The 21,731-nt window shown below is 68.8% G+C and carries 19 protein-coding genes; 13 read left to right on the top strand and 6 right to left on the bottom strand.

Features of this window, described 5'->3' with window-relative positions; genetic code table 11:
* The first annotated feature begins 84 nt into the window (after window positions 1-84).
* The 7 genes from ACGF7Y_RS15085 (at window position 85) to ACGF7Y_RS15055 (ending at window position 8,660) form a co-directional block, all read left to right on the top strand.
* Window positions 85-1,182, top strand: coding sequence for a TauD/TfdA family dioxygenase (locus tag ACGF7Y_RS15085; RefSeq protein ID WP_393233762.1), 1,098 nt, complete (start codon window positions 85-87; stop codon window positions 1,180-1,182).
* Between the two features lie 19 nt (window positions 1,183-1,201).
* Window positions 1,202-2,164 carry an ornithine cyclodeaminase family protein gene (locus ACGF7Y_RS15080; protein ID WP_393233760.1) on the top strand — a complete coding sequence of 321 codons (963 nt, stop codon included), beginning with the start codon at window positions 1,202-1,204 and terminating at the stop codon, window positions 2,162-2,164.
* Between the two features lie 94 nt (window positions 2,165-2,258).
* Window positions 2,259-3,563, top strand: coding sequence for an alanine racemase (locus tag ACGF7Y_RS15075; protein WP_393234009.1), 1,305 nt, complete (start codon window positions 2,259-2,261; stop codon window positions 3,561-3,563).
* Window positions 3,564-3,595: 32 nt separating this feature from the next.
* Entirely contained in the window at window positions 3,596-4,627 is a 1,032-nt protein-coding gene (locus tag ACGF7Y_RS15070) for a PLP-dependent cysteine synthase family protein (RefSeq protein WP_062972567.1), read from the top strand.
* A gap of 73 nt (window positions 4,628-4,700) precedes the next feature.
* The gene (locus ACGF7Y_RS15065; protein ID WP_393233757.1) at window positions 4,701-6,104 is read left to right on the top strand and encodes an MATE family efflux transporter; all 1,404 of its coding nucleotides are present in this window, start codon (window positions 4,701-4,703) and stop codon (window positions 6,102-6,104) included.
* Window positions 6,105-6,454: 350 nt separating this feature from the next.
* A complete protein-coding gene (locus tag ACGF7Y_RS15060; protein ID WP_040869671.1) occupies window positions 6,455-7,543 on the top strand; it encodes a glycerol dehydrogenase in 1,089 nt (362 codons plus the stop codon).
* A gap of 163 nt (window positions 7,544-7,706) precedes the next feature.
* Entirely contained in the window at window positions 7,707-8,660 is a 954-nt protein-coding gene (locus ACGF7Y_RS15055; protein WP_393233752.1) for a phosphodiesterase, read from the top strand.
* Here ACGF7Y_RS15055 and ACGF7Y_RS15050 read toward each other — a convergent pair.
* The gene (locus ACGF7Y_RS15050; RefSeq protein ID WP_393233750.1) at window positions 8,608-10,071 is read right to left on the bottom strand and encodes a stealth family protein; all 1,464 of its coding nucleotides are present in this window, start codon (window positions 10,069-10,071) and stop codon (window positions 8,608-8,610) included. The two genes, ACGF7Y_RS15055 and ACGF7Y_RS15050, sit on opposite strands and share 53 nt — an antisense overlap.
* Before the next feature lie 506 nt (window positions 10,072-10,577).
* On the opposite strand from ACGF7Y_RS15050, the gene ACGF7Y_RS15045 reads away from it, so the two are divergent.
* From ACGF7Y_RS15045 to ACGF7Y_RS15020, 6 genes are all read left to right on the top strand, one after another.
* Entirely contained in the window at window positions 10,578-10,778 is a 201-nt protein-coding gene (locus tag ACGF7Y_RS15045; RefSeq protein WP_393233747.1) for a hypothetical protein, read from the top strand.
* Between the two features lie 142 nt (window positions 10,779-10,920).
* The gene (locus tag ACGF7Y_RS15040) at window positions 10,921-11,400 is read left to right on the top strand and encodes a hypothetical protein (protein ID WP_393234006.1); all 480 of its coding nucleotides are present in this window, start codon (window positions 10,921-10,923) and stop codon (window positions 11,398-11,400) included.
* A gap of 70 nt (window positions 11,401-11,470) precedes the next feature.
* Window positions 11,471-12,046 (top strand): TerD family protein, encoded by a 576-nt coding sequence (locus ACGF7Y_RS15035; RefSeq protein WP_040869776.1) that lies wholly within the window; start codon window positions 11,471-11,473, stop codon window positions 12,044-12,046.
* 441 nt (window positions 12,047-12,487) lie between these two features.
* Window positions 12,488-13,654, top strand: a complete 1,167-nt coding sequence (locus ACGF7Y_RS15030; protein ID WP_393233744.1) for an MAB_1171c family putative transporter — start codon at window positions 12,488-12,490, stop codon at window positions 13,652-13,654.
* A 166-nt stretch (window positions 13,655-13,820) separates the two neighbouring features.
* Window positions 13,821-14,234, top strand: a complete 414-nt coding sequence (locus ACGF7Y_RS15025; RefSeq protein ID WP_393233741.1) for a hypothetical protein — start codon at window positions 13,821-13,823, stop codon at window positions 14,232-14,234.
* A gap of 4 nt (window positions 14,235-14,238) precedes the next feature.
* Complete coding sequence (locus ACGF7Y_RS15020) at window positions 14,239-14,577, top strand: aminotransferase class I/II-fold pyridoxal phosphate-dependent enzyme (RefSeq protein WP_393233738.1); 339 nt, start codon at window positions 14,239-14,241, stop codon at window positions 14,575-14,577.
* Between the two features lie 42 nt (window positions 14,578-14,619).
* Here ACGF7Y_RS15020 and ACGF7Y_RS15015 read toward each other — a convergent pair whose 3' ends face one another.
* From ACGF7Y_RS15015 to ACGF7Y_RS14995, 5 genes are all read right to left on the bottom strand, one after another.
* Window positions 14,620-14,943 carry a hypothetical protein gene (locus ACGF7Y_RS15015; protein ID WP_393233736.1) on the bottom strand — a complete coding sequence of 108 codons (324 nt, stop codon included), beginning with the start codon at window positions 14,941-14,943 and terminating at the stop codon, window positions 14,620-14,622.
* A 220-nt stretch (window positions 14,944-15,163) separates the two neighbouring features.
* Complete coding sequence (locus ACGF7Y_RS15010; RefSeq protein WP_393234004.1) at window positions 15,164-15,805, bottom strand: MazG family protein; 642 nt, start codon at window positions 15,803-15,805, stop codon at window positions 15,164-15,166.
* Window positions 15,806-15,954: 149 nt separating this feature from the next.
* On the bottom strand, window positions 15,955-19,566 hold the full coding sequence (gene mfd, locus ACGF7Y_RS15005; RefSeq protein WP_393233733.1) for a transcription-repair coupling factor: 3,612 nt from the start codon (window positions 19,564-19,566) through the stop codon (window positions 15,955-15,957).
* 512 nt (window positions 19,567-20,078) lie between these two features.
* Window positions 20,079-20,726: a TetR/AcrR family transcriptional regulator gene (locus ACGF7Y_RS15000; RefSeq protein WP_063052570.1), complete on the bottom strand. Its 648-nt coding sequence runs from the start codon at window positions 20,724-20,726 to the stop codon at window positions 20,079-20,081.
* A 181-nt stretch (window positions 20,727-20,907) separates the two neighbouring features.
* The gene (locus tag ACGF7Y_RS14995) at window positions 20,908-21,522 is read right to left on the bottom strand and encodes a TetR/AcrR family transcriptional regulator (protein ID WP_040869782.1); all 615 of its coding nucleotides are present in this window, start codon (window positions 21,520-21,522) and stop codon (window positions 20,908-20,910) included.
* Window positions 21,523-21,731 lie beyond the last annotated feature (209 nt).

Genomic DNA, 21,731 nt, shown 5'->3' with positions numbered 1-21,731 from the left:
ACCGATGCGAAGAAGGGACTCTTGGTGAAAAGCGTTCTCTCCGAACGTAAGACGCTTCACCCACAAGACCTCGAACGACGTGAGATGTCCGTGGAGGCGGGCCGGGCGGTGCGGGAGCTCGCCAGAGCGATATCCGCCACACTCGATCACGCGCTCACCGATCCGGCCACCGCCGCGCGCACCCTCACGGACCCGGCGATCATCGAACGGATCGATGCGGGCGCCGCGGAACTCCCGACCGAGGTGCGCGATGCCATGCGCCCGCCGGCCACCGCGGCAGGCGCCGCGATTGTAGGACGTCTTCCGCTGGCGGACAACGAGTTCGGGCCCACTCCGCCGAGCTGGCGCGAGGCGGCGAGCTGGAGCGGCGATCCGGTGCGCCGCGCGCGTTCGTTCGAGCTCGACCTGGTCATGCTCTTGCTCGCGCGCAGTACGGGTGAGCCGTTCGGCTGGCAGGGGCAGCAGGGCGGACGGTTGGTCAACAACATCGTTCCCGCGGCCGGTCACGAATACGAACAGTCCGGCGCCAGTAGCGAAGTACTACTGAGCCCGCACACCGAGGACGCCTTCCACCCGCAACGCGCCCACATACTGATGCTCGGTTGCCTGCGCAACCCGGACCTGGTGGGCACCACCGTGTCGTCGGTGCGCCGGATCGAACTCACCACCGAGCAGCGCGCATTGCTCAGCACTCCCGCCCTGCCGATCCTGCCCGACGTCTCCTACGGCGACGGACACGAAACATACTCTGCCGCAGCCATTCCGACGCTGTGGAGCGCTGCCGGGCCCGACCGGCAGACACTGCGCTACGACCCCGCATACACTCCGCTCGCCGAGGCGGACGCCGAATTCCGCACAGCCTACGAACAACTCGCCGCCGAACTCGAACGTGTCTGCGTGACCGCCACGCTGTCCCCCGGTGAGTTGTTGTTGGTGGACAACGACGTCGCCGTGCACGGCCGGGTACCGTTCACCGCGCGATACGACGGCACCGACCGATGGCTCAAGCGAGTGAACATCCGGCTTCCGGAACGACAGCGGCGGGCCGAGGAAGCCGACGAGAATGGCTACGGGCAACAAATCGTGGCCCCGTTCCGGACGGCGGACACCCCGCCGGTCGCGAACGGCACTCATGAGCGGGATGCAGTACGACATGATCGAGGACCCCTTGAGCACGCGTGACCGAAGCACACCTTTGCGGGTGTTGAGCCGCAGCGACCTCGCCGACGTGCCGATCACACCGGCCGCGGTGGTGCGCGCGGTGGAGGAGGCGTATCTCGCCTTCGCGGCGGGCGATTCGGACAACCCGCGCAAACTCAGCGTCGCGAACCCGGACGGCTGGTCGGTCGCCTACGCCATGCTCGGCCGGGACGGCCGCAGGCGCGTGGTGGCGATGAAGACCTCCTACAAGTTCGACCCCGGCCACGATCGCAGCACCAAGCGGTACTACACGACCATCACGCTCTACGACGACAGCACCGGTGCGCCGATCGCGATGATGGACTGCGCACGGGTCGGCGCGTTGCGCACGCCCGCGGTGTCGGCGCTGCTGGTGCGCGAGACGATCCGGCGCGGCGCGGAGAGCGTGCTGCTGATCGGTACCGGCACCCAGGGCCGCAACGCCCTGCCCCATCTGCTCGCCGCCAACCCCCAACTGCGCAAACTGATGGTCTACGGCACCCACCCGGAGGGGCTGGAAGCCGTGCACCGCGGGCTCGCCGAGCACCATCCGCACGCCCTGCTCGAGACCGTGACCGATCCCCGCGCCGCGGCGGCCACGGCCGATGTCGTTCTGGCCACCGCGGGCCCGGCCACCGAGGTGGCGCTCGAATCCGAGGATCTGGCACCCGGTTCGGTGGCGGTGCTGGTCGGCTACGGACTCGCGCCATCGACGCTGGCGGATGCCGATCGCGTGATCGCGACCAGCGCCGAGCAGATGGCGCTGACCGGCACCGACATGGCAGGGCCGGACGGCACGCTGCGCGCGGTGGACGCCGAGCTGCCGCAGATCCTGAATCGCCGTGCGGTGGCCCGACGCTCGGACGACGAACGCCTCTTCGTCTACAACAGCGGACTGGTGCTGACCGACATCGCGGTGGCCCACGCGCTGGCCGAGCGGGCGATCGCGGAGGGCCGGGGTACGGAGGTGCCGCTGTGGGACTAGCGCACGGAGGTACGCGGTGGGACTAGAACAGTCGAGTATCGCCGTGGAGCCGGGGGCCGACGCGAACGCGCACGAGTCGATCAGCGCGTCACCGATGCCCGCGCATCTGGACCCGTGGGAGCGCCGCCTGCTCGCCGATCCGAACCTGCTCGGTGACCTGTCTTTCGCGATGGGCGGCCCGTTCCATGTGATGTATCCGGCACGGGTCGGCCACAACATCCGGGCCTTCCGCGCCGCTTTCACCCGCGCCGGGGTGCACGGCACGATCTACTACGGCAAGAAGGCGAACAAGGCCGCTTGCGTGGCGCGGACGTGCGCGGAACACAGCGCCGGCGTCGACGTCGCCAGTGTCGGCGAGCTGACCGCCGCGCTGGCGCAGGGCGTGCGCGGGCCCGAACTCATGGTGACCGGCCCGGCCAAGGCGGACGATCTGCTGTGGCTGGCCGCCCGGCACGGTTCGCTGATCGCAGTGGACGACCTCGGCGAACTCGAGCGGCTCGCCGCGCTCTCGTCTGACGGGGAGCCCGCGCGCGTGCTGCTTCGCGTGCTGCCCGCCGCCTCGGCCAGCCGATTCGGCATGACATCCGGCGAAATCGAGGACGCGCTGGCGCTGTGCGGCGCTCGCGCATCGATCCGGCTGGAAGGTTTCAGTTTTCACCTGTCCGGCTACGACGCGGTCGCGCGCGCGGAATTGGCGGGCGAGCTGATCGCCCGGTGCCTGCACGCGCGCACACTCGGGCATCCGGCCACCACCGTGTCGATCGGCGGGGGCTTCGGCGTCGACTATGTTCCGGCGGACGCCGCCCTGGAGTTCACCGCGGGGATGGGCAGGCAGTGGTTCCACTCCGGGAAGTCCTTCGATTCGTACTATCCGTACCACTTTCCGGTGCCCGGCGCGGCCATGCTCACACAGATCCTGGACCACGACGATCTCGCCGGGCGATTGCGCGACAACGCCGTGCGCTTGGCGATCGAACCGGGCCGCGCGCTGCTCGCGCACGCGGGCTGCACCGTCTTCCGCGTCCAGGGCGGCAAGACCAGGCACGCGCACGGCAAGCCCTACCGGTTGCTCACCGTCGATGGCACGAGCCTCAGCCTCTCGGAGCAATGGTTCGACAGCGAGTACCTGCCCGATCCGGTGCTGTGGCCCGCGCGCCCCGGCCCCGTGACGCCGACGTGCGTCGGTGCGGCCAGCTGTCTGGATTCCGACATGCTGAGCTGGCGCCGGGTGCCGCTGCCGCGCCCCGCCGAGGTCGGCGACCTGCTGATCTACCCGAATACCGCGGGCTATCAGATGGATTCGAACGAGTCCGCCTTCCACGAACTGCCCATCCCACCGAAAGTCGTGCTGCACGACGCACCCGGCGAGCGCTTCCGCTGGACCCGCGACGGTAGCTGACCCGACTTCCCGACCCGAACCAGGAGACATCAATGCCGCTCGTCACGCGCGTGACGGATCTGATCGGTCGCACGCCGCTGTTCGAGCTCGCGGCCACCGCGACGGGCACCCGCCTGCTGCTCAAACTCGAGCAGTTCAACCCGACCGGCGCGGCCAAGATCAGAATGGCGCGCGAAATGGTGCTCGATGCCGAGCGTCGCGGTTTACTGCGCAGTGGTGGACATATCATCGAGTCCACGTCCGGCAACACCGGGCTCGGCCTGGCGGTAGTCGCCGCCGAACGTGGGTATCGCTTCACCGCAGTGGTCGACCATCACGCATGTAAGGACAAACTGCGCGCGATGCGGGCAATGGGTGCGGAACTCGTGTACGTCGCCGACGAGGGCGACGACAATCTCGCCACCTCGGCACGGGAGGACCTGGCCGAGGCGATGGCGGCCGAGCGCGCCGACGCGTTCTTCACCGAGCAGCACAACAACGACGCCAACGCGGTGGGCTACTACCCGGTGGCGGAGGAATTGCTCGAGGACGTCGAGCGGGTCGACATCCTGCTGTCCGCGGTGGGAACCGGAGGTTCGCTGTTCGGCACCGCGACCCGGCTGCGCCAGCTCGGCTGCCCGCCCTACGTGATCGGCGTCGAGCCGGTCGGTTCGATCGCCTTCGGCGGGCCCGGCGGCCCGTACTGGCAGTCGGGCACCGGCACCCCGCCGGGCGCCACCATCGGCACCGCCGTCGACTATTCGCTGCTGGACGAGGGCGTGAAGGTCTCCGACGTGGCGGCCTTCGCGACCGCAAGGGCGGTGGCGGCCGAGCTCGGCCTGATGATCGGCGGGTCGGCGGGCGGTTCGGTGCACGCCGGGCTGACCCGGCTCGAGGAGTTCCCGCCGGGCTCGACCGTGGTCACCATCGTCTGCGACGGCGGGGAGAAGTACCTGGACACGGTGTTCGACGACGACTGGATGAACGAGCGCGACCTGCTCGACGCCGACGCCGAACGCGAGGTCGCGGAACTGCTGCGGCGCTACACGCCCGCTGCCAGGAACACGCTGGTGCAAGCGCGGTGAGCCCCGGTCGCTCGTACCGCATGACGTTGCGCCCGCGCGGGACCGCGCTCCCGCCTTCTGCGAAGGAGAACCGGTGATCGTGACGAGTTTCCGCGGCGACGGCGGGCGGCTCACCGCGCTCGCGACGCCGATCGCGCTGACCCAGCTGGCCCAGATCGCGGTGTCCACCACCAACATCGCGCTGATGGGCACGCTCGGCGTGCGGCAGGTGGCCGCCGGCGGCCTGGCGATCGTGCTGTTCAACCAGATCCGCACCATGTGCGTCGGTTTGATCACCGGCAGCGGCAACCAGATCGCCACCGCCGTGAGCGCGGCAGGCAAGCGCGGCGACTCGCCGGATCCGGAGATCCGCGACCTGCTGCGCTCGAGCTTCGCGATCGCCACGGTCGCGGGCCTGCTCGGCGGCGCGGTGCTGATCGGGCTGGGCTGGGTGCTGCCGTGGCTCGGGCAGGACCCGGGCGTGCTCGCCGACGCCCGTCCCCTGCTGGTGGCGCTCGCACCGGGCCTGCTGCCCTGCCTGTGGTTCCAGGTGCTGCGCCAATACACGGTCGGCATGCAGCGCCCGCAGGCGCTGTTGCTGGTGACGCTCGGCTCGGTGGCGCTGAACCTGCTGCTGGCCCTGGGCTTCATCCACGGCAAGGGCGGGCTGCCCGAGCTCGGGCTGACCGGTATCGGCGTCGCGACCTCGCTCGTCTTCCTGATCACCTTCGGCGTGTTCTGGGCGATGGTGTGGCGTGACGAGGAACTCGGCCGCACCCTGCCCGTGACGCCGTTGCCGGCGCGGCTGAGCACCGTGCGCGCCGAGCTGAAGCTGGGCACGCCGATCGCGTTGACCTACGGCTCCGAGGCGGGCATGTTCTCGGTGCTCGCCCTCGTCATGGGCAGCATCGGCCCCGCGGCGCTGGCCGCCCACAACGTCGTCTACCAGATCATCTACATCGTCTTCCAAGTCGCGATCGGCCTGTCGCACGGTGCGTCGATCCTGGTCAGCCACGCGGTCGCGCGCGACGAGCACACGCACGCACGCGCGCTGGCGTGGCTCGCGCTGCGGCACGCCGCGGTGATCGCGGCGGTGACGGGCGCGGTGTACGTGGTCGCCCCCGATCTGGTGCTGCGCCCCTTCCTGGATTCCTCGGACGCCGACACCATCCGGGTCGCGCACACCCTGCTGCTGATCGGCATCGTGCTCCAGTTCTTCGACGCCGCCCAGAACATCGGCACCGGCTTGCTGCGCGGACTCGAGGCGACCAACGCGGGCTTCCGGCTCTCACTGATCGGCTACTGGGGCGTGGGCCTGCCCGTCGCCCTGCTGCTGGCCTACCCCGCGGGTCTCGGCGCGGCGGGCGTCTGGTGGGGCCTCACCGCAGGCCTGGCCACCACCGCCATCCTCATGCTGCGCCGCTACTTCGCGTTGCTGAGCGAGCGGGAACACGACCGGCCCCGCCTGCTTCCGGAAACCCTCACCACACCGAGTTGACCGGCCGCGAGCGCTCCTTACGGCACCTACGGGTGGAGGAAGGGAGGCGCTCGCGATCGCAGAGGCCACCTCGGACCGGATAAGCGGCCGCACGGCAGACGGCAGATCCTTCCGGCTGCCGCAGTCCCGATCCCGAGAGCGCGGGAATGCGTTCCGGCACCGGCGGTCCCGAAGGGCCGGAGTTCGCCGCCGCAAACGCGCCGAGCACCGTCGCAGGAACCGACGCGACGTCCGAACGGGGGTCCGGCGAGTTCGGCTGACCACGGCCACGGGAGCGGGAGCCTCGCGTAACGTTGAATCGTCGTCGGTCGGTCCGGGATGACGTGCGGCCCGGGATCGGGAGGTGCCAGGTGCTGAGTGTGTTCTCCTCGCCGGGACATTATGTGCAGGGCCGGGATGCCACCGCCGCGCTCGGCGCGGAGATGACGCGGCTCGGGATCGGCGGTCCGGTGCTGATCGTGGCCGGATCGAGCGCCTTCCGGCTGCTCGCCGACACCTGGGAACGCTCGCTGACCGACGCGAAGATCGCCTATTCCATCCATCTGTCCGGCGGGGAATGCAGCAGGGCCGAGATCGCGCGGATCGCCCACGCCGTCGAACAGTCCGGCAGCACGGTGGTCCTCGGCGCGGGCGGCGGCAAGGTGCTCGACGCGGCCCGCGCGGTCGCCGACGATCTCGACCTGCCGATGATCAGCTGCCCCAGCACCGCCTCCAGCGACGCGCCGTGCAGCGCGCTGTCGGTGATCTACACCGATGCGGGCGAGTTCGAGGCGTATCAGCTGGTCCGGCGGAATCCGGCGCTGGTGCTGGTGGACACCTCGGTGGTCGCGCAGGCCCCGGCCCGGCTGCTGGCCGCGGGGATGGGTGACGCCTTGGCCACCTGGTTCGAGGCGCGCACATGCAGCGCCGCCCAGGTGCGCAATATGCGCGGCGGGGCCTCCACACGCAGCGCCACCGCCTTGGCCGAACTCTGCTACCGCACCCTGCTCGCCGACGGTGCGCAGGCGCTGACGGCGGTCCGCGCGCGCAGCGTCACACCGGCGCTGGAGCGCGTCGTCGAGGCCAACACGCTGCTGTCCGGGCTCGGCTTCGAATCGTCTGGGCTGGCCGCGGCGCACGCCGTGCACAACGGTCTCACCGCCGCCGCGCGGACGCGCCCGTTCCTGCACGGCGAGAAGGTGGCCTTCGGCACCGTCACCCAGCTGGTGCTGGAGGGCGCGCCCGCGTCCGAGATCGGCACGGTGCTCGATTTCTGCGCCGAGGTGGGCTTGCCGACCACGCTCGCCGCACTCGGTCTGCCCGACGCCGACGACGAGACGCTGTGGGCCATCGCGAAGCGGGCGACCGCCGCCGGCGAGACCATCCACAACGAACCCTTCACGGTGGACGCCGCGATGGTGGTGGACGCCCTGCGCACCGCCGACGCGCTCGGCCGGTGACCAATCCCACACCGATCGGCGTTTCCCCAGCGTTCGACACCGAAAACTCACCTTCCCGCAAGCGTGTCTTCATCAAACGTCGGGAAACCTGTCCGTAACCGACGCTATCGTTGCGACGGAGCCAAGCCAATGGCGGGCAAACCGCCAGGAGGAGTTCGGTCCGGTGTCCATCACCAGAGTCGCGGAGTATCCGCGTCCGGATCACGTGTTGTTCCACTTCAGCGACACACATCTCATCGCGGGCGACGACCCCTTGTACGGCGATGTCGACGCCGACCTGCGGTTACGGCAACTGCTCGAGCAGGCTGCGGCCAGCCGGATCCGACCGACCGCGATCGTGTTCACCGGCGACCTCACCGATCGGGGCGAGCCCGCCGCATACGCCAAGCTGAAGTCGATCGTCGAGCCGTTCGCTAGAAGTTTGCAAGCGCCCATTGTGTGGGTGACCGGCAACCACGACGACCGCGCCGCCCTGCGCGCCCGCCTGCTCGGCGAGTACCCCACGACTTCCCCGCTGGATCGAGTTCACCTGATCGACGGGCTGCGCGTCATCGCCCTGGACACCTCGGTCCCCGGGCACCACCACGGCGAGATCTCCGACGGCCAGCTGGAGTGGCTGCGCTCGGTGCTGGCCGAGCCCGCTCCCTTCGGCACCATCCTGGCCATGCACCACCCGCCGGTGCCGTGCGTGGTCGACCTCGCCGTCACCGTGGAACTACGCGATCAGCGCAGACTGGCCGACGTGCTGGACGGCAGCGACGTGCGCGCCATCCTCGCGGGACACCTGCACTTCTCCACCAGCGCGACCTTCGCGGGCATCCCGGTCTCGGTGGCGTCGGCCACCTGCTACAGCCAGGATCTCGGTGTGGCGCAGGGCGGCCTACGCGGCCGGGACGGCGCGCAGGCCTTCAACTACGTGCATATCTACCCGGACACCGTGGTGCACTCGGTGGTGCCCATCGAACGCGGCCGCACGGTCGGCGTTCCCGCGACGCCGGAGGAGGCGCAGCGGCGGCTGGCGGAGGAGGGCATCGTGATCCCGCCCGCCGGGCGCATCCCGCACGTCATGCGGCGCCCTGCGTCGACTCCGGAAGCGGATGACGAGGCGGTGTGCTGAACCGCTCCCATGGCGCGGGCTCCGGGTAGTACGCGGCGAGGAACTCCGAGACGATCCGCACCCGCTCCGACTCGGCGACCTCAGGGAAACTGCCGTCGTTGAGGCAGAAGAAGTCGATGTCGCGCCTGCGCGCCAGCCCGTCGAGCAAGGTCAGTCCGCGGTAGCTGGTGGTGTCGACGTAGCGCACCTTCGCCGCCTCCTGCGGCACCGCGCGCCCGGTCAGCATGGCGTAGTAGTGGTACAGCGAATTGGTGACCGAGATGTCGGTGGCTGCCCGGAACCGGCTCGCACTGGTGCGCGCGAAGTCCCCGGCGAATTCCTCTTCCATCTCCAGCAGCACGCTGCGCCGCAACGGCACCGGCGTGTGCTCCAGGTGCCGGGTGATGACATGACCGAAGCGATCGGCCAGCAGCGCCCGGTTCACCCGCGCGGCGTTCTCGAAACCGCTGCGCCGCTCGTCGCTGTGCCCCGGACCGATTCTGAGGTCCGCTTCGATGAACCGGCTCACGCCGCCCGGCGTGAAGAACATCGACGGACGCACCGGCCGCGCGAAGAACATGTCGTCGTTGGAGTACAGGAAGTGCTCGCTGAGCCCGTCGATGTGCTGCAACTGGCATTCCACCGCGTGCGAGTTGAACACCGGCAAACCGCTGACGTCGCGGAAGTGGTCCACCGCCCGCACCACGGTCACCTTCGGGTGCGCGGTCAGCCAGCGCGGCGGCGTGGAGTCGGTCGCGATGAAGATCCTGCGGATCCACGGCGCGTTCTTGTGCACCGACCGCAGGGCGTACTTCAACTCGTCGATCTGCCGGATCCTGGCGTCCGCGTCGTCGCCCTCGCCGACCACGACCTGGGCGAGCATCCCGGCGCGGCGGGCACGGAATTCCGGATCGGAGCCGTCCACCCAGGAGAACACCAGGTCGATGTCGAAACCGACGTCGTCGGTCTGCGGCGCGAACATGTCCACCAGGGTGGGCCAGGTCCGGTCGAACAGCCGCACCTGCGTGCGCTGGACGTCGGCGAGGTCGAAGACCGTCCGGGTCAGTGCGTTCGGGCGCGGACAGGTCACCGTGTCACCGTGGTACTCCCACAGTTCCAGCTCGACGTGATGCGCCGGATCATGGTCGCGCCCGAGCCGGAAGACGTTGTGCCGCACCTCGACGCAGGTGAATCCGGCCGAGATCGCCGCGGCGGTCACCCGGCGCACCATCAGGCGGTGCGCCGCGTCCGCCGCGAGCACGAGCCGGTGCTCGCCGTCACGTACGAGCAGAAACGGCACCTCGGCGGCCGCCAGCTCCGCGCGCAGGTACCCGAGATCGGCGATCGTCGCGGCCGACACGGCGAGGTTGCTCGCCATGAGCCGCGTCACCATTTCCACTGCCCCCGAATCCACTGCTCCCCTGTCCACCATGACTGTCTCCACATCCGTCGATCCACCGGTTTCGATACGTCCGGGGCACCGCGCCGAGCCGCGAGTCCGCCGATGCGAGACATCGGCGAGAGAAGACCGCGCCCGGCGCGGTGACATTCAGAAGTGGGGAAGGGAGCCGAAGCGGGCGCGCGAATTGATCACCTGGAATGCAGACGACTGGTAGACCATTTCGTTTTCACCTCACTCACGGCCGGACGCGCGAAGCGTCGTGGATGGAAGCGCTGCACTCGTGCGAGAACTCGAAGGGCACGGGTGGCAACCGCGCAGCCGGACGGTCATCGGCCGGCGAAAAAGTGGTCAGCCCAGAAAACACCGGGCACCCTTACGAATGATGCAACGCGCTGGGGATTCCGTCAATCGTTGCAGCTCGACCGCCCGTGTTCGGCCCCTGACGCCGGTGACGCCCATCCACCGGAGCCGCAGCGCATCTTCGGCTATAGTTAGGGTAGCCTCACCATATTCACGCTGGAGAAAGGGTTGCGCCGGTGCGTGTCGTCATCCTGTTCGGAACCGAGATGGGTACCGCGGAGTCCGCGGCGGACAGCATCGCCGAGAAGCTCATCGCCCGCGGCGCCGTCCAACTCGGCGAACACGCGCGGCACGACGCCTCGACCGAGATCCGCGTCCGGGACATGGCTCGGCGATGGGCCACCGCGCTCGACATTCCCGCGCTGCTCTCGGCCTGACCGGCGCCGCGCACCGGCCGCGGGTCTCCGAAGTGAGGTCCGGACAAAGCACCCAGCGCCAGCGCGCAAGGGGCACAGCACCTTAGACTGCTATCAAGCGCGGCACAGCCCGCCGCGCTCGACGATCCATGAGGTGACGAAGATGGCAGCCGGAGCGAGCCCCGCCCAACGTCAGCACAACTCGACAGATCATCCCGAGCTGGACGTGCTCCCGGAATGGCCACTGGAAACGATCGGCGTGCTGGTGACGACCGATCCCGCACCGCATGCGATTCCGGTGTCCTGGCCGGTGCGGGCCGGTGACCGGCGAATCCTGCTCAGCCTGAAGTACGATCGCGGCTCGCTGGCCCGGCTGCGCGACCATCCCGAGGTGGCGCTGCTGATCCTCGGCGGGGGCAACGTGGCGATGTGCGCCCGGGGCACCGCGCACGTGGTCGCCGAGCAGATGCCCGGCGCCGACGACTACGTCGCCGTCCGCATCGACGTCGAGGTGATCGACGACCACCGCCAGTCGGCCTTCGCGGTCGTGCAAGGCATCCAGCGCACGGTGCTCGACGACGAGAGCGAACTGCGCGCGCTGAAGGACCGGGTCAGCACACTGCGATCCTGGGCCGACCACTAGAACTGAAGCAGCCCGACGTTTCCGGGAGCAGAGAGAAGGCGGCACCGGCCGTGCCGCGCGGAAGGGGATCATGAGCGTCACTCTGGCCAAAGGCGGCAACGTCTCGCTGTCGAAGCAGGCGGCGAATCTCACCAAAGTGTCGGTGGGGCTCGGCTGGGACGTACGCACCACCACCGGCGCCGACTACGACCTCGACGCCAGCGCGCTGGCCTGCGGACCGAACCTGAAAGTGCTGTCCGATCAGCATTTCATCTTCTACAACAACCTGCGTTCGCCCGATGGGTCCATCGAGCACACCGGCGACAACCTCACCGGCGCGGGTGAAGGCGACGACGAGGTGATCAACGTCGACCTCACCGCAGCCCCGCCGGAGATCACCAACATCTTCTTCCCGGTGTCCATCCACGACGCCGACGCCCGCGGCCAGTCGTTCGGCCAGATCCGCAACGCCTTCATCCGCGTCGTCGACGCGGGCACGGGCGTCGAACTGGCTCGCTACGACCTCACCGAGGACGCGTCCACCGAGACGGCCATGATCTTCGGCGAGCTGTACCGCCACAACAACGAGTGGAAGTTCCGCGCCATCGGCCAGGGCTACGCCTCCGGCCTGGCGGGCATCGCCCGCGACTACGGCGTCAACGTCTGATCGAATTCCCAACGCTGCGCCGGTCTTCCGGTCGATGCACACCATCGAATTCCGGAAGACCCGAGCGGCGTCGGTTGAGTACCGGCCGAGCTGAGCCCACCCGCTACCGCCTCGCCCAGCTCACTTCCTGCATCTACGCAGCCCTCACCGGCACCAGCCAAGGGGAACTCCGGGATACCTGGGAAAAACTCGCCGAACTCGCAACTCGCCATCGGCTACGAAGACCTCGCTACAGACGTCTCCACCGGCCGAAGCCGCCTACCCGGCTGCCATCAGACCCCTCAGCTCAGGTGCTGCCGATCTCGGCGCACAGCGAGCAGGCTGCGCGGGATCTGGCACCCGCTGTGTCCTCACTGTGGTGGCGGTACCAGTCGTCACCGATTTCCACCCGATCCCTGCCCCGGATCGCCGATAAGAGCATGCTCGGCTATGGTCCGGTAAGTGTTGTCGCCGCTTCCCGGAGTCATCGCTTGGCCGGTGATCGGCTATGCCATGGTCCTGATCGCCGGAAGGCTGTTGCTGTTCAGGGACACGATCGCCGATCAGTTCCTGAATCGGATATTCGTGTGGTGCCTGCTCAGCTTGCTGCTGTTCCGGTGCACGTGGACGCCCGGCATCACCAGTCTGGCACAGCTGTTGGCCCTCGGCTGCCTGGTCATAATGTCCATGTACATTCTCGGCCTCGCTCAATTCTGGGACGCCGACAGCGATGTGGCGGCGATCTGGCGCCGCCAGGGCATCTACAGCCATGTCGCGGTCGTCGCGGCGGTCGCGATACTTGTTGCAGGGACCCACGCTCGCGCCGCCGAGGGGTCGGTCGATTTCGGCCTGGGGCTCCAGGGGATGGTCCTCGGGATCGCCTTCGGCGTCCCAATGGCGGTGTGCGCGTCGACGCTGATGTGTGCTGGTCTTCGAGAACTCCGGCGAAGCGAACTGGCGACGGAAAGGATCTTCTGCTTCGCCCAGATAGCCTGCTGCGCCTTCATCCTCACCAATCAGGCCGTCTCTACGACGCAGGCACTGACCGGATGGCCCGATCTCGGGCCGCAACTGCCGCGCGTGGAGTTCATCACCGTCGTATGCTTCGTCATCAGCATAACGTTCGCCGCGGTACCGCTGGGTACCTGGTTGATCAAAAGCGGGGGACTGGACCGGAGCGGGCGTTCCTGCCGTCGGCTGCAACCACTGTGGCGCGATCTCACCGCCGCGGTGCCGGAGATCGTGCTGTCATCGGACACCGACGCGCCTGCGCGGACCATGCCGGACACCCGCCTACTCCGGATGACCGTCGAGATCCGCGACGCACTGTTGCATCTGAGGCCATATTTTCCAGAGGGACTCGACGGTTCGAGCACGAAAAGGGACCTATCGCATTCGGCTGTAGCAGATTACGCACATCGCCTCGCCCACGCCGTGGAGGCCAGGAAAGCTGGTGGGCCACCGACTAGTTCGGAGGTCATTCCGCAGCTGCCCTCGGCCGCACAAAATTTCGACACCGACCTGCGGTATCTGCTCGATCTGGCGCAGGTCTGGCCGCGGGCTCGCGCCGCGATCGCCGGGGATGAGCCGATCAAGTCGGCCGGTGCCTGCGCCAATCCTCGGCTGTGAGCGGACGGCGTTTGCCGGTAGCCGCTTCCGCGGCATCCCGGCCGCGCGGATGGCGGCGGCGAAGCCGAGGGCCGCTTTGCGGGGACGTTCCTCGGCGCTTTCGGGACCGCCGAGGTGGACGACGCGGAGGGATTCGGGGATGAGGTCGGCGGAGAGGCTCGCCTCGGTGGCGCGGGAGATGATCTTCTGGGCCAGCGCCAGGGCGGGTTGGGCCATGGCGATACCGTCCAGGCAGGAGCGGCGGGACTTGGTGAACTTCAGTGCCTACAACTACCTCCATCCGCGGGTGGTCCACGGCGCGAAGAAGGCCCTGGATCAGTTCGGGGCCTCGGCGTCGGCCAGCCGGATCGTCGCCGGTGAGATCCCGCTCTACGAAGAGTTGGAACGCCGCCTCGCCGACATCTACAGTGTCGGCGACGCCATGGTGACTACCAGCGGTTACCTGACCAATGCCGGTGTGATCGGCTTTCGCTCGGCGAGGGTGATGTCGCGGTCTGCGACTCGCTCATTCACGGCAGCGTCATCTCCGGCGTTCAGTGGTCCGGCGCGCGACGCATCAATTTCACGGTCTGCCTGGTGACGCCATGGACATCTGGATGGTGACGTTGTCCAAAGCGTTGGGTAGCACCGGCGGATTGGTAGCCGCCGACGCGGATCTCATCGGCGCGATGAAGTCGTCCGCGCCGGGCGTCGCCGTGCTCACCGGCGCACCCACGCCCGCGGCGATCGGCGCCGCACTCGCGGTACTCGACGTGCTCGAGCAGGAGCCCGAATTCGCGCCGATCGCCGACTGTGATCGGAAGACGCCGGCCGCGATTTTTCTCGGCCGGCGCCTTCCGCCGCGCGGATGGTCGCGCAAAGGCGGGTGGCCTCGCGAAGGCATTCCGCGCGGCAGGTCGGTTCGGCCGGACAGGACCGGCTGATCACCGACATCGTGTGCCCATGGGTATCCATGCGCACATCGGTCAACCGCAGCAGACCGGGTCGTCGCAGGGTTCTCCTACTTCACTGCCGTAGGCCATGAAGTCCTTGATGCGCGGCAAGATCTGTTCGGCTGTGTCGGGCTCGAGCGGCGGTAGAGATCGAGCGCTCGGTCCACCCCAGGTGGCCGGAGGGTCGTCGAGGTCGAAACGCGGTGCGCCGTCGATGAACAGTGTCCACAGCGGATGGTCGGGAAAACCGTTCATCCGCAAGACCCACCACTGGCCGTCGACGTGGGCGGCGACGGGAAATCTGCCGTTCCCGGTCGATTGCCATCGTGGTCGTGCGTCCAGCTCGGGGTACGGCATTGTCTCAGTGTCCCTGCTGATTTGCGTTCCGCACAGGGGCGTTCCCGCGCGGCGATCTTCTCCGCAACCGACGCGGACGGATCGATCGGCGCGTCCACCGGGTGCAAACCGCGAATCAGCCTGTGGGGCAATTGAGCCGACCGGCGAGAAGGCGCAGGTCATCGGGGTGGGTCACAGCGTGCGGATTGCATCATCGACTCCGAACCCGAAGCTCGGCGGCCTACTCGTCTTCCTCCGGCCAGAAAGCGCGCCAGTCCGCGGCGGTGAGCGGGAGGCGTTCACCGCGCTCCTTTTCCGCCGCGTCCTCGGTCGCACGGATAGCGGCGGCGAACGTCAGCGTCGCTTTGCGGAGACGTTCTTCGGCGCTTTCCGGACCACCGAGACGCACCACCCGCAGCGCTTCGGGGACGAGGTCGGGCGGGAGACCGGCCTTGGTGCTGCGGGAGATGACCTTCTCGGCGAGCGCCAGGGCGGGCTGGGCCATGGCGATGCCGTCCAGGCAGGAGCGGCGGGACTTCTCGGCGGATTTGCGCTCCTCCCAGGCGCGTTCCTGCGCGGCGATCTTCTCCGCTATCGACGCGGACGGATCGATCGGGGCGTCGACGAGGTGCGGGCTGCGGTTGACCAGCTTGGCGACCAGGGCGGCGGCGACGTCGTCGACCGTGAATTCCCCTGCTGCCTCGGCGATCCGGGAATGGAACAGCACTTGCAACAGCAGGTCCCCGAGTTCTTCCTTGATCGTCTCGGCATCGCTGTGCTGGATGGCGTCGAGCAGCTCGTAGGTCTCCTCGAGCAGATAGGGACGCAGGGAATCGTGGGTCTGGGTGACCTCCCACCCACCGAAATGCCAGAGGCGGTCCATCACCTCGACCGCACCGGCCAGCCCCGCCGCGACCACCGCCGTGTCCGTGGGCGGCAGCGAATCGCCGTTCGGCGCGCTACCGGACGGCACGCCCGCGGCGGCACGATGCCGGGCGGCCCGGAGGACGGACTCGTCGCGACCCGTCGAACTCATCGCGGCGCCATCTCGGCGGCGACGGTGAGATCGACCGCCCCTTGCGCCTTCCCGTCCAACGCCAGCAGCAGATCGGCGACGAATTGCAGCAGCACCACATCTCGGACGCGCTCGGCCCCGACACTGTCCTCGACACGCGGCAACGGAAGCTGCACCATTCCGGACGCGGCGCGGTATCCCGCGCTCGGGTAGAGCCGCTTGAGCCGCATCTGCTTGGAATCGGGCAGATGCAGGGGCGAGATCTTCAACGTCGTCCCGGTGACCGCGATCTCGGTGACCTCGTACTCGCGGGCGAGCAGCCGCAACTTGGCCACCGACACCAGGCGCCCGACCTCCACCGGCAGCGGGCCGTAACGGTCGACGAGTTCGTCCACGACCAGCGCGAGCGCCGCATCCTCTTGCGCCGCTGCCAGTTTGCGATACGCCTCCAGGCGCAGCCGGTCGCTGGCGATGTAGTCGGGCGGGATGTGCGCGTCCACGGGCAGGTCGATGCGCACCTCCTTGACCTCCTCGGTGGTGATCGGCTTGCCGTCGGCGGCGGCGCGGTACGCCTCGACGGCCTCGCCGACCAGCCGCACGTAGAGATCGAAGCCGACGCCCGCGACGTGACCGGACTGCTCGGCGCCGAGCACGTTGCCCGCGCCACGGATCTCCAGGTCCTTCATCGCGACCGCCATGCCCGCGCCGAGGTCGGAGTTCTGCGAGATGGTGGCCAGCCGGTCGTAGGCCGTCTCGGTGAGCGGCTTCTCCGGCGGGTACAGGAAGTAGGCGTAGCCGCGTTCCCGGCTGCGCCCCACCCGGCCGCGCAACTGGTGCAACTGCGAAAGGCCGAGCGCGTCGGCGCGTTCCACGATCAGCGTGTTGGCGTTGGAGATGTCCAGGCCGGTCTCGATGATCGTGGTGCACACCAGCACGTCGTATTCGCGCTGCCAGAAACCCTGCACGGTGGACTCCAGCGCGTCCTCGTTCATCTGGCCGTGCGCGACCACCACCCGCGCCTCCGGCACGAGATCACGAATCCGCTTGGCGGCCTTGTCGATCGACGACACCCGGTTGTGCACGTAGAAGACCTGCCCGTCGCGCAGCAGTTCGCGGCGGATCGCGGCGGTGACCTGCTTGTCGTTATATCCGCCCACATAGGTGAGCACCGGGTGGCGTTCCTCCGGCGGGGTGAGGATGGTCGACATCTCGCGGATCCCGGCCAGGCTCATCTCCAGGGTGCGCGGGATCGGGGTCGCCGACATGGTGAGCACGTCGACGTGCGTGCGCAGCGCCTTGATGTGCTCCTTGTGCTCGACACCGAACCGCTGCTCCTCGTCGACCACGACGAGGCCGAGGTCCTTCCAGCGCACGCCGGTCTGTAGCAGCCGGTGGGTGCCCACCACGATGTCGACGCTGCCGTCGGCCATTCCCTCCAGCACGGCGCGGGCCTCGGCCGGATCGGTGAAGCGGGACAGGCCCTTCACGGTGATCGGGAAACCCGCGACACGCTCGGCGAACGTCTGTAGATGCTGTTGGGCGAGCAGCGTGGTCGGCACCAGCACGACGACTTGTTTGCCGTCCTGCACCGCCTTGAACGCCGCGCGCACCGCGATCTCGGTCTTGCCGTAGCCGACGTCGCCGCAGACCACGCGGTCCATCGGGACCGGCTTCTCCATATCCGCCTTCACCTCGGCGATGGCGGTCATCTGGTCGACGGTCTCGGTGAACGCGAACGCGTCCTCCATCTCCTTCTGCCACGGCGTGTCGGCCCCGAAGGCGTGGCCCGGCGCGGCCTGACGGGCCGCGTACAGCTGCACGAGCTCGCCGGCGATCTCACGAACAGCCTTGCGCGCCTTGCGTTTCGTGTTGGCCCAGTCCGAGCCGCCGAGCTTGGACAGGCTGGGCATCTCGCCGCCGACGTAGCGGGAGAGCTGGTCGAGCGACTCCATCGGCACGAACAGCCGGTCGCCGGGCTGGCCGCGCTTGCCCGGCGCGTACTCGATCACCAGGTACTCGCGGCGGGCGCCGCCGACGGTGCGTTCGATCATCTCGACGAACTTGCCGATGCCGTGCTGGTCGTGCACCACCATGTCACCGGCGCTCAACGCGAGCGGGTCGACCTGGTTGCGCCGCTTCGCGGGCATCCGCTTGCCCTCGGTCGGCGCGGTGACCCGGTTGCCGGTCAGGTCGGACTCGGCGACCACCACCAAACGGGCGTCTTCGAACACCAGGCCGTCGTGCAGGGAGCCGCACAGCACGCCCACCACGCCCTCGTTCGGCTCGCCGCCCGTCTCCAGCGCCGCGGCGGGCACGTCGGCATCCGCCAGCCGTTCCATGATGCGCTGCGCGGTGCCGTGACCAGCGACGACCACCACTGCCCTGCCGCCGGTGGTCACGTGGGCGCGCAACGAGGCGAACATGGTCGCCACCAGTTCGTCGGACCCGCGCGCGGCGGGGCCGGGCAGCACCCGCAGGACGACCTCGGACGAATCGCCGGAGGCGAGCGGGCTCAGCGTCCACCAGGGCAGGCCCTGCCGATCGGCGCTGGCGCGGACGTCGGACAGCGGCTGGTAGGCCGACGCGGCAAGGTCGAGCCCGTGGCCGCCGAGCGGCGCGGCGCCACCGAACGAGGCAGCCGTCCAGGACGCCTCCAGGAATTCCTCACCGGTGCGCACCAGGTCGGCGGCGCGGGTGCGGATCTTCTCCGGATCGCACAGCAGCACGTGGGTGTCTTCCGGCAGCACCTCGGTGAGCAACCGCAACTGCCCCGGTCGCAGCACCGGCAGCAGCGCTTCCATGCCCTCTACCGGGATGCCCTGGGCCAGTTTCTCCAGCATCTCCACCAGCGCCGCGTCGGCGGAGTTGGCGGCGGCCACCTCGGCGGCCCGCTCGCGCACCTCGGCGGTGAGCAGCAGCTCCCGGCACGGCGGCGCGACCACGAGGTCCACCGCGACGTCCGGCAGCGAGCGCTGATCGGCGACGGCGAACGGCCGCAGTTCGGTGATCTCGTCGCCCCAGAACTCGACACGCACCGGATGGTCGGCGGTGGGCGGGAAGACATCGAGGATGCCGCCGCGCACCGCGAACTCGCCGCGCTTGCCCACCATGTCGACCCGGGTGTAGGCGAATTCCACCAGCCGCAAGAGCAATTCGTCGAAGTCCAGCTCGACGCCCACGCGCAGCACGATCGGCTCGATGTCGCCGAGACCGCCCGCCATCGGCTGCATCAGCGATCGCACCGTCGTCACCACCACGCGCAGTGGCGCGGGGAAATGCGGGTCGTCGGGGTGCGCGATCCGGCGCAGCACCTCCAGCCTGCGCCCCACCGTGTCCGCGCCCGGCGAGAGCCGCTCGTGCGGCAACGTCTCCCAGGACGGGAACTGCGCGACCGCGGGACCGAGCATCTCCGCCAGCTCGACGGTCAGGTCGTCGGCCTCCCGCCCCGTGGCCGTGACCACCACCAGCGGCCGCTCGGCGGCCACCCGCGCCGCGACGAACGGCCGCACCGCCGACGGCGCGACCAACGCCACCGACGTGGTCCCGATCAGCTCCGCGACGGTCCGTAGCGAGGTATCGGCACCGGCCGCAGCGGCCAGTCCCGCCAACGGTGGGCGGTGGGTGGACATCGACAACTCCTGAGCGCAGGCGACACGGTTCGAGCGGCCAACCGAGTCTAGTTAAGCGGGTGTCCCGTAATTGCAGCGCCTGCGGGGACGCGCTCCCGGGCCGTCGCCGATGTGCGCCGAAGCGACCGCCTTCGGACGCTCCACGCCGCGTACGCGACATCCCAGCCGGAACGCCAGCGCGCCCCGCACCCCGAGGTGCCGAGCCGACGCATCCACCATCCCCGGCCCGGCAGACGTCCAACCAGGCCATACCGACAACGAATCACCCACACCCGGTCGACCCGAACCCCACCCGCCCGAGCCGCGCGCACTTCGTCCCGAGTTCGAACACCGACGCGCCCAGCGCACCACAACTCCCGGTTCCGAGCGAAGCGAGACCGAGCATGCGCCCGTTCGCGGCCCGGCTCGCGTTTGCGCGGCCGCCGCGTACGCGACGAAGGAGCAAGCGGCGGTCGCGCAAACGCGAGCCACAAAGGGGCCGCGAACACGCCGCGCCGCAGGCGCGGCCAAAATTACGGCACGTAGCGGCGCAGGCGCCTAGCGGCGAACTCGCGGAAGTAGGACAACTTCTCCGGCGGCACGAGGGCCGGGAGCAGGAAGTACCACGCGCGCTCCATCCGGACCGCCATCTGGTCGATGGATTCGGTGCCGACGGCGATGATGTGCACGCCCGCGGCCATCTCCTGCCAGAGCAGGCCGATGACCTCCGCGTCCAGGTCGGCGATCAGGTCGCCCTGGGCGATGGCCCGCTCGGCGAGCAGCCGGTAGGTGTCGCCCCAGTTCTTGGCGATGTTGTCGCCTTGGGCGCCGCGGTAGTCGCCGATCTGGTGGGTCAGCTTCAGCATGGCGCCCACCATCGGGTCGTTCATCGATAGATCGGCGACGACGTAGGTGATGCCGATGCACGCTTCCAGCGCGGGCACCCGGGGATCGAAGAAGCCCTGACACGAGCTGGTCAGTCGCTCGTTGCCCTGGTCGACCACGGCGCGCGCCAGCTCTTCCTTCGAGCCGAAGTGAAAATACAAGGCGCCCTTGGTCACATTGGACTGCGCGATGATCTCGCTCAGGCTCGCATTCGCATATCCCAAGCGCAGAAAGACATCGGCCGCGCCTGCCAGGACGGAGTCGCGGGTGATCTCCGCGCGCGCTTGCCTAGCCATCAGATCCGCCTGTCATCCCAAAACCAGCCATCCTGAAGTAGACCGACATCCCGAAGTTGACCGACTTACCGCCCGAACAGCACCCAAAGGATGGGTGAACCGTACCACCAGGCGCGCGCCCGGCAGCCAATTCGAGCATTCGGCAAGACCCGTCGCGCAATTTGCTGGTTAACAATCCGGGTCACTCACCTGCGCTCGCGCGCCACTCCGAACTCAGTTGCGGCTCGGCCTCCAGATGGCTCAGCCCGTTCCAGCACAGGTTCACCAAGTGTGCCGCCACAACCTCTTTCGAGGGTTGGCGCTCGTCGAGCCACCAGGTCGCGGCGGTGGCGACCTGGCCGACGAGCGCCTGCGCGTAGAGGGTGGACAGACTGGTGTCGAACCCGCGCCGCGCGAAATCTCCGGCCAGGATGTGCGCCACCTGATTGGTCGCCTCGTTGAGCAAACTGGAGTACCTGCCCTCCGCCGCCGCGGCGGGCTGATCGCGCACCAGAATTCGAAACCCGTCGGTTCGTTCTTCGATGTAGGTCAGCAGTGCCAGCGCGACCTGTTCGAGCCGGATACGCGATCGGTTCTGCGTGAGCGAGGAGGTGATCATGTCGAGCAGCATCGACATCTCGCGGTCGACGACGACCGCGTACAACCCCTCCTTGCCGCCGAAGTGTTCGTACACCACGGGTTTGGAGACCTGGGCGCGTTGCGCGATCTCCTCGATGGAGGTCGCGTCGTAACCGCGTTCGGCGAACAGCGCGCGCCCGATCTCGATGAGCTGCTGACGCCGCTGCGTGCCGGTCATCCGCGGCCGGGACACTCGATGCGACTCACCCGAAGACACCCCTGCTCCTCCGCCTCTCCGCGTTGTTGCCGGTCGTGAGTGCCTCGGCGGTTCCCTCCGACCGACGGTCGCATGCCGGGCGGGTCGCGGGCGAGCCCGGCGAGTTGCCCTCGTGCGTGTCGAGCCGGCCGTCGCACCGGGGCTCCGACGCACGACACCGACATTCGGAT

It is taken from the genome of Nocardia sp. NPDC047654 (assembly GCF_043205035.1).
GTDB lineage: Bacteria > Actinomycetota > Actinomycetes > Mycobacteriales > Mycobacteriaceae > Nocardia.
The sequence above is the reverse complement of the archived record's forward strand: the minus strand, read 5'-3'. Positions and strand labels throughout refer to the sequence as shown.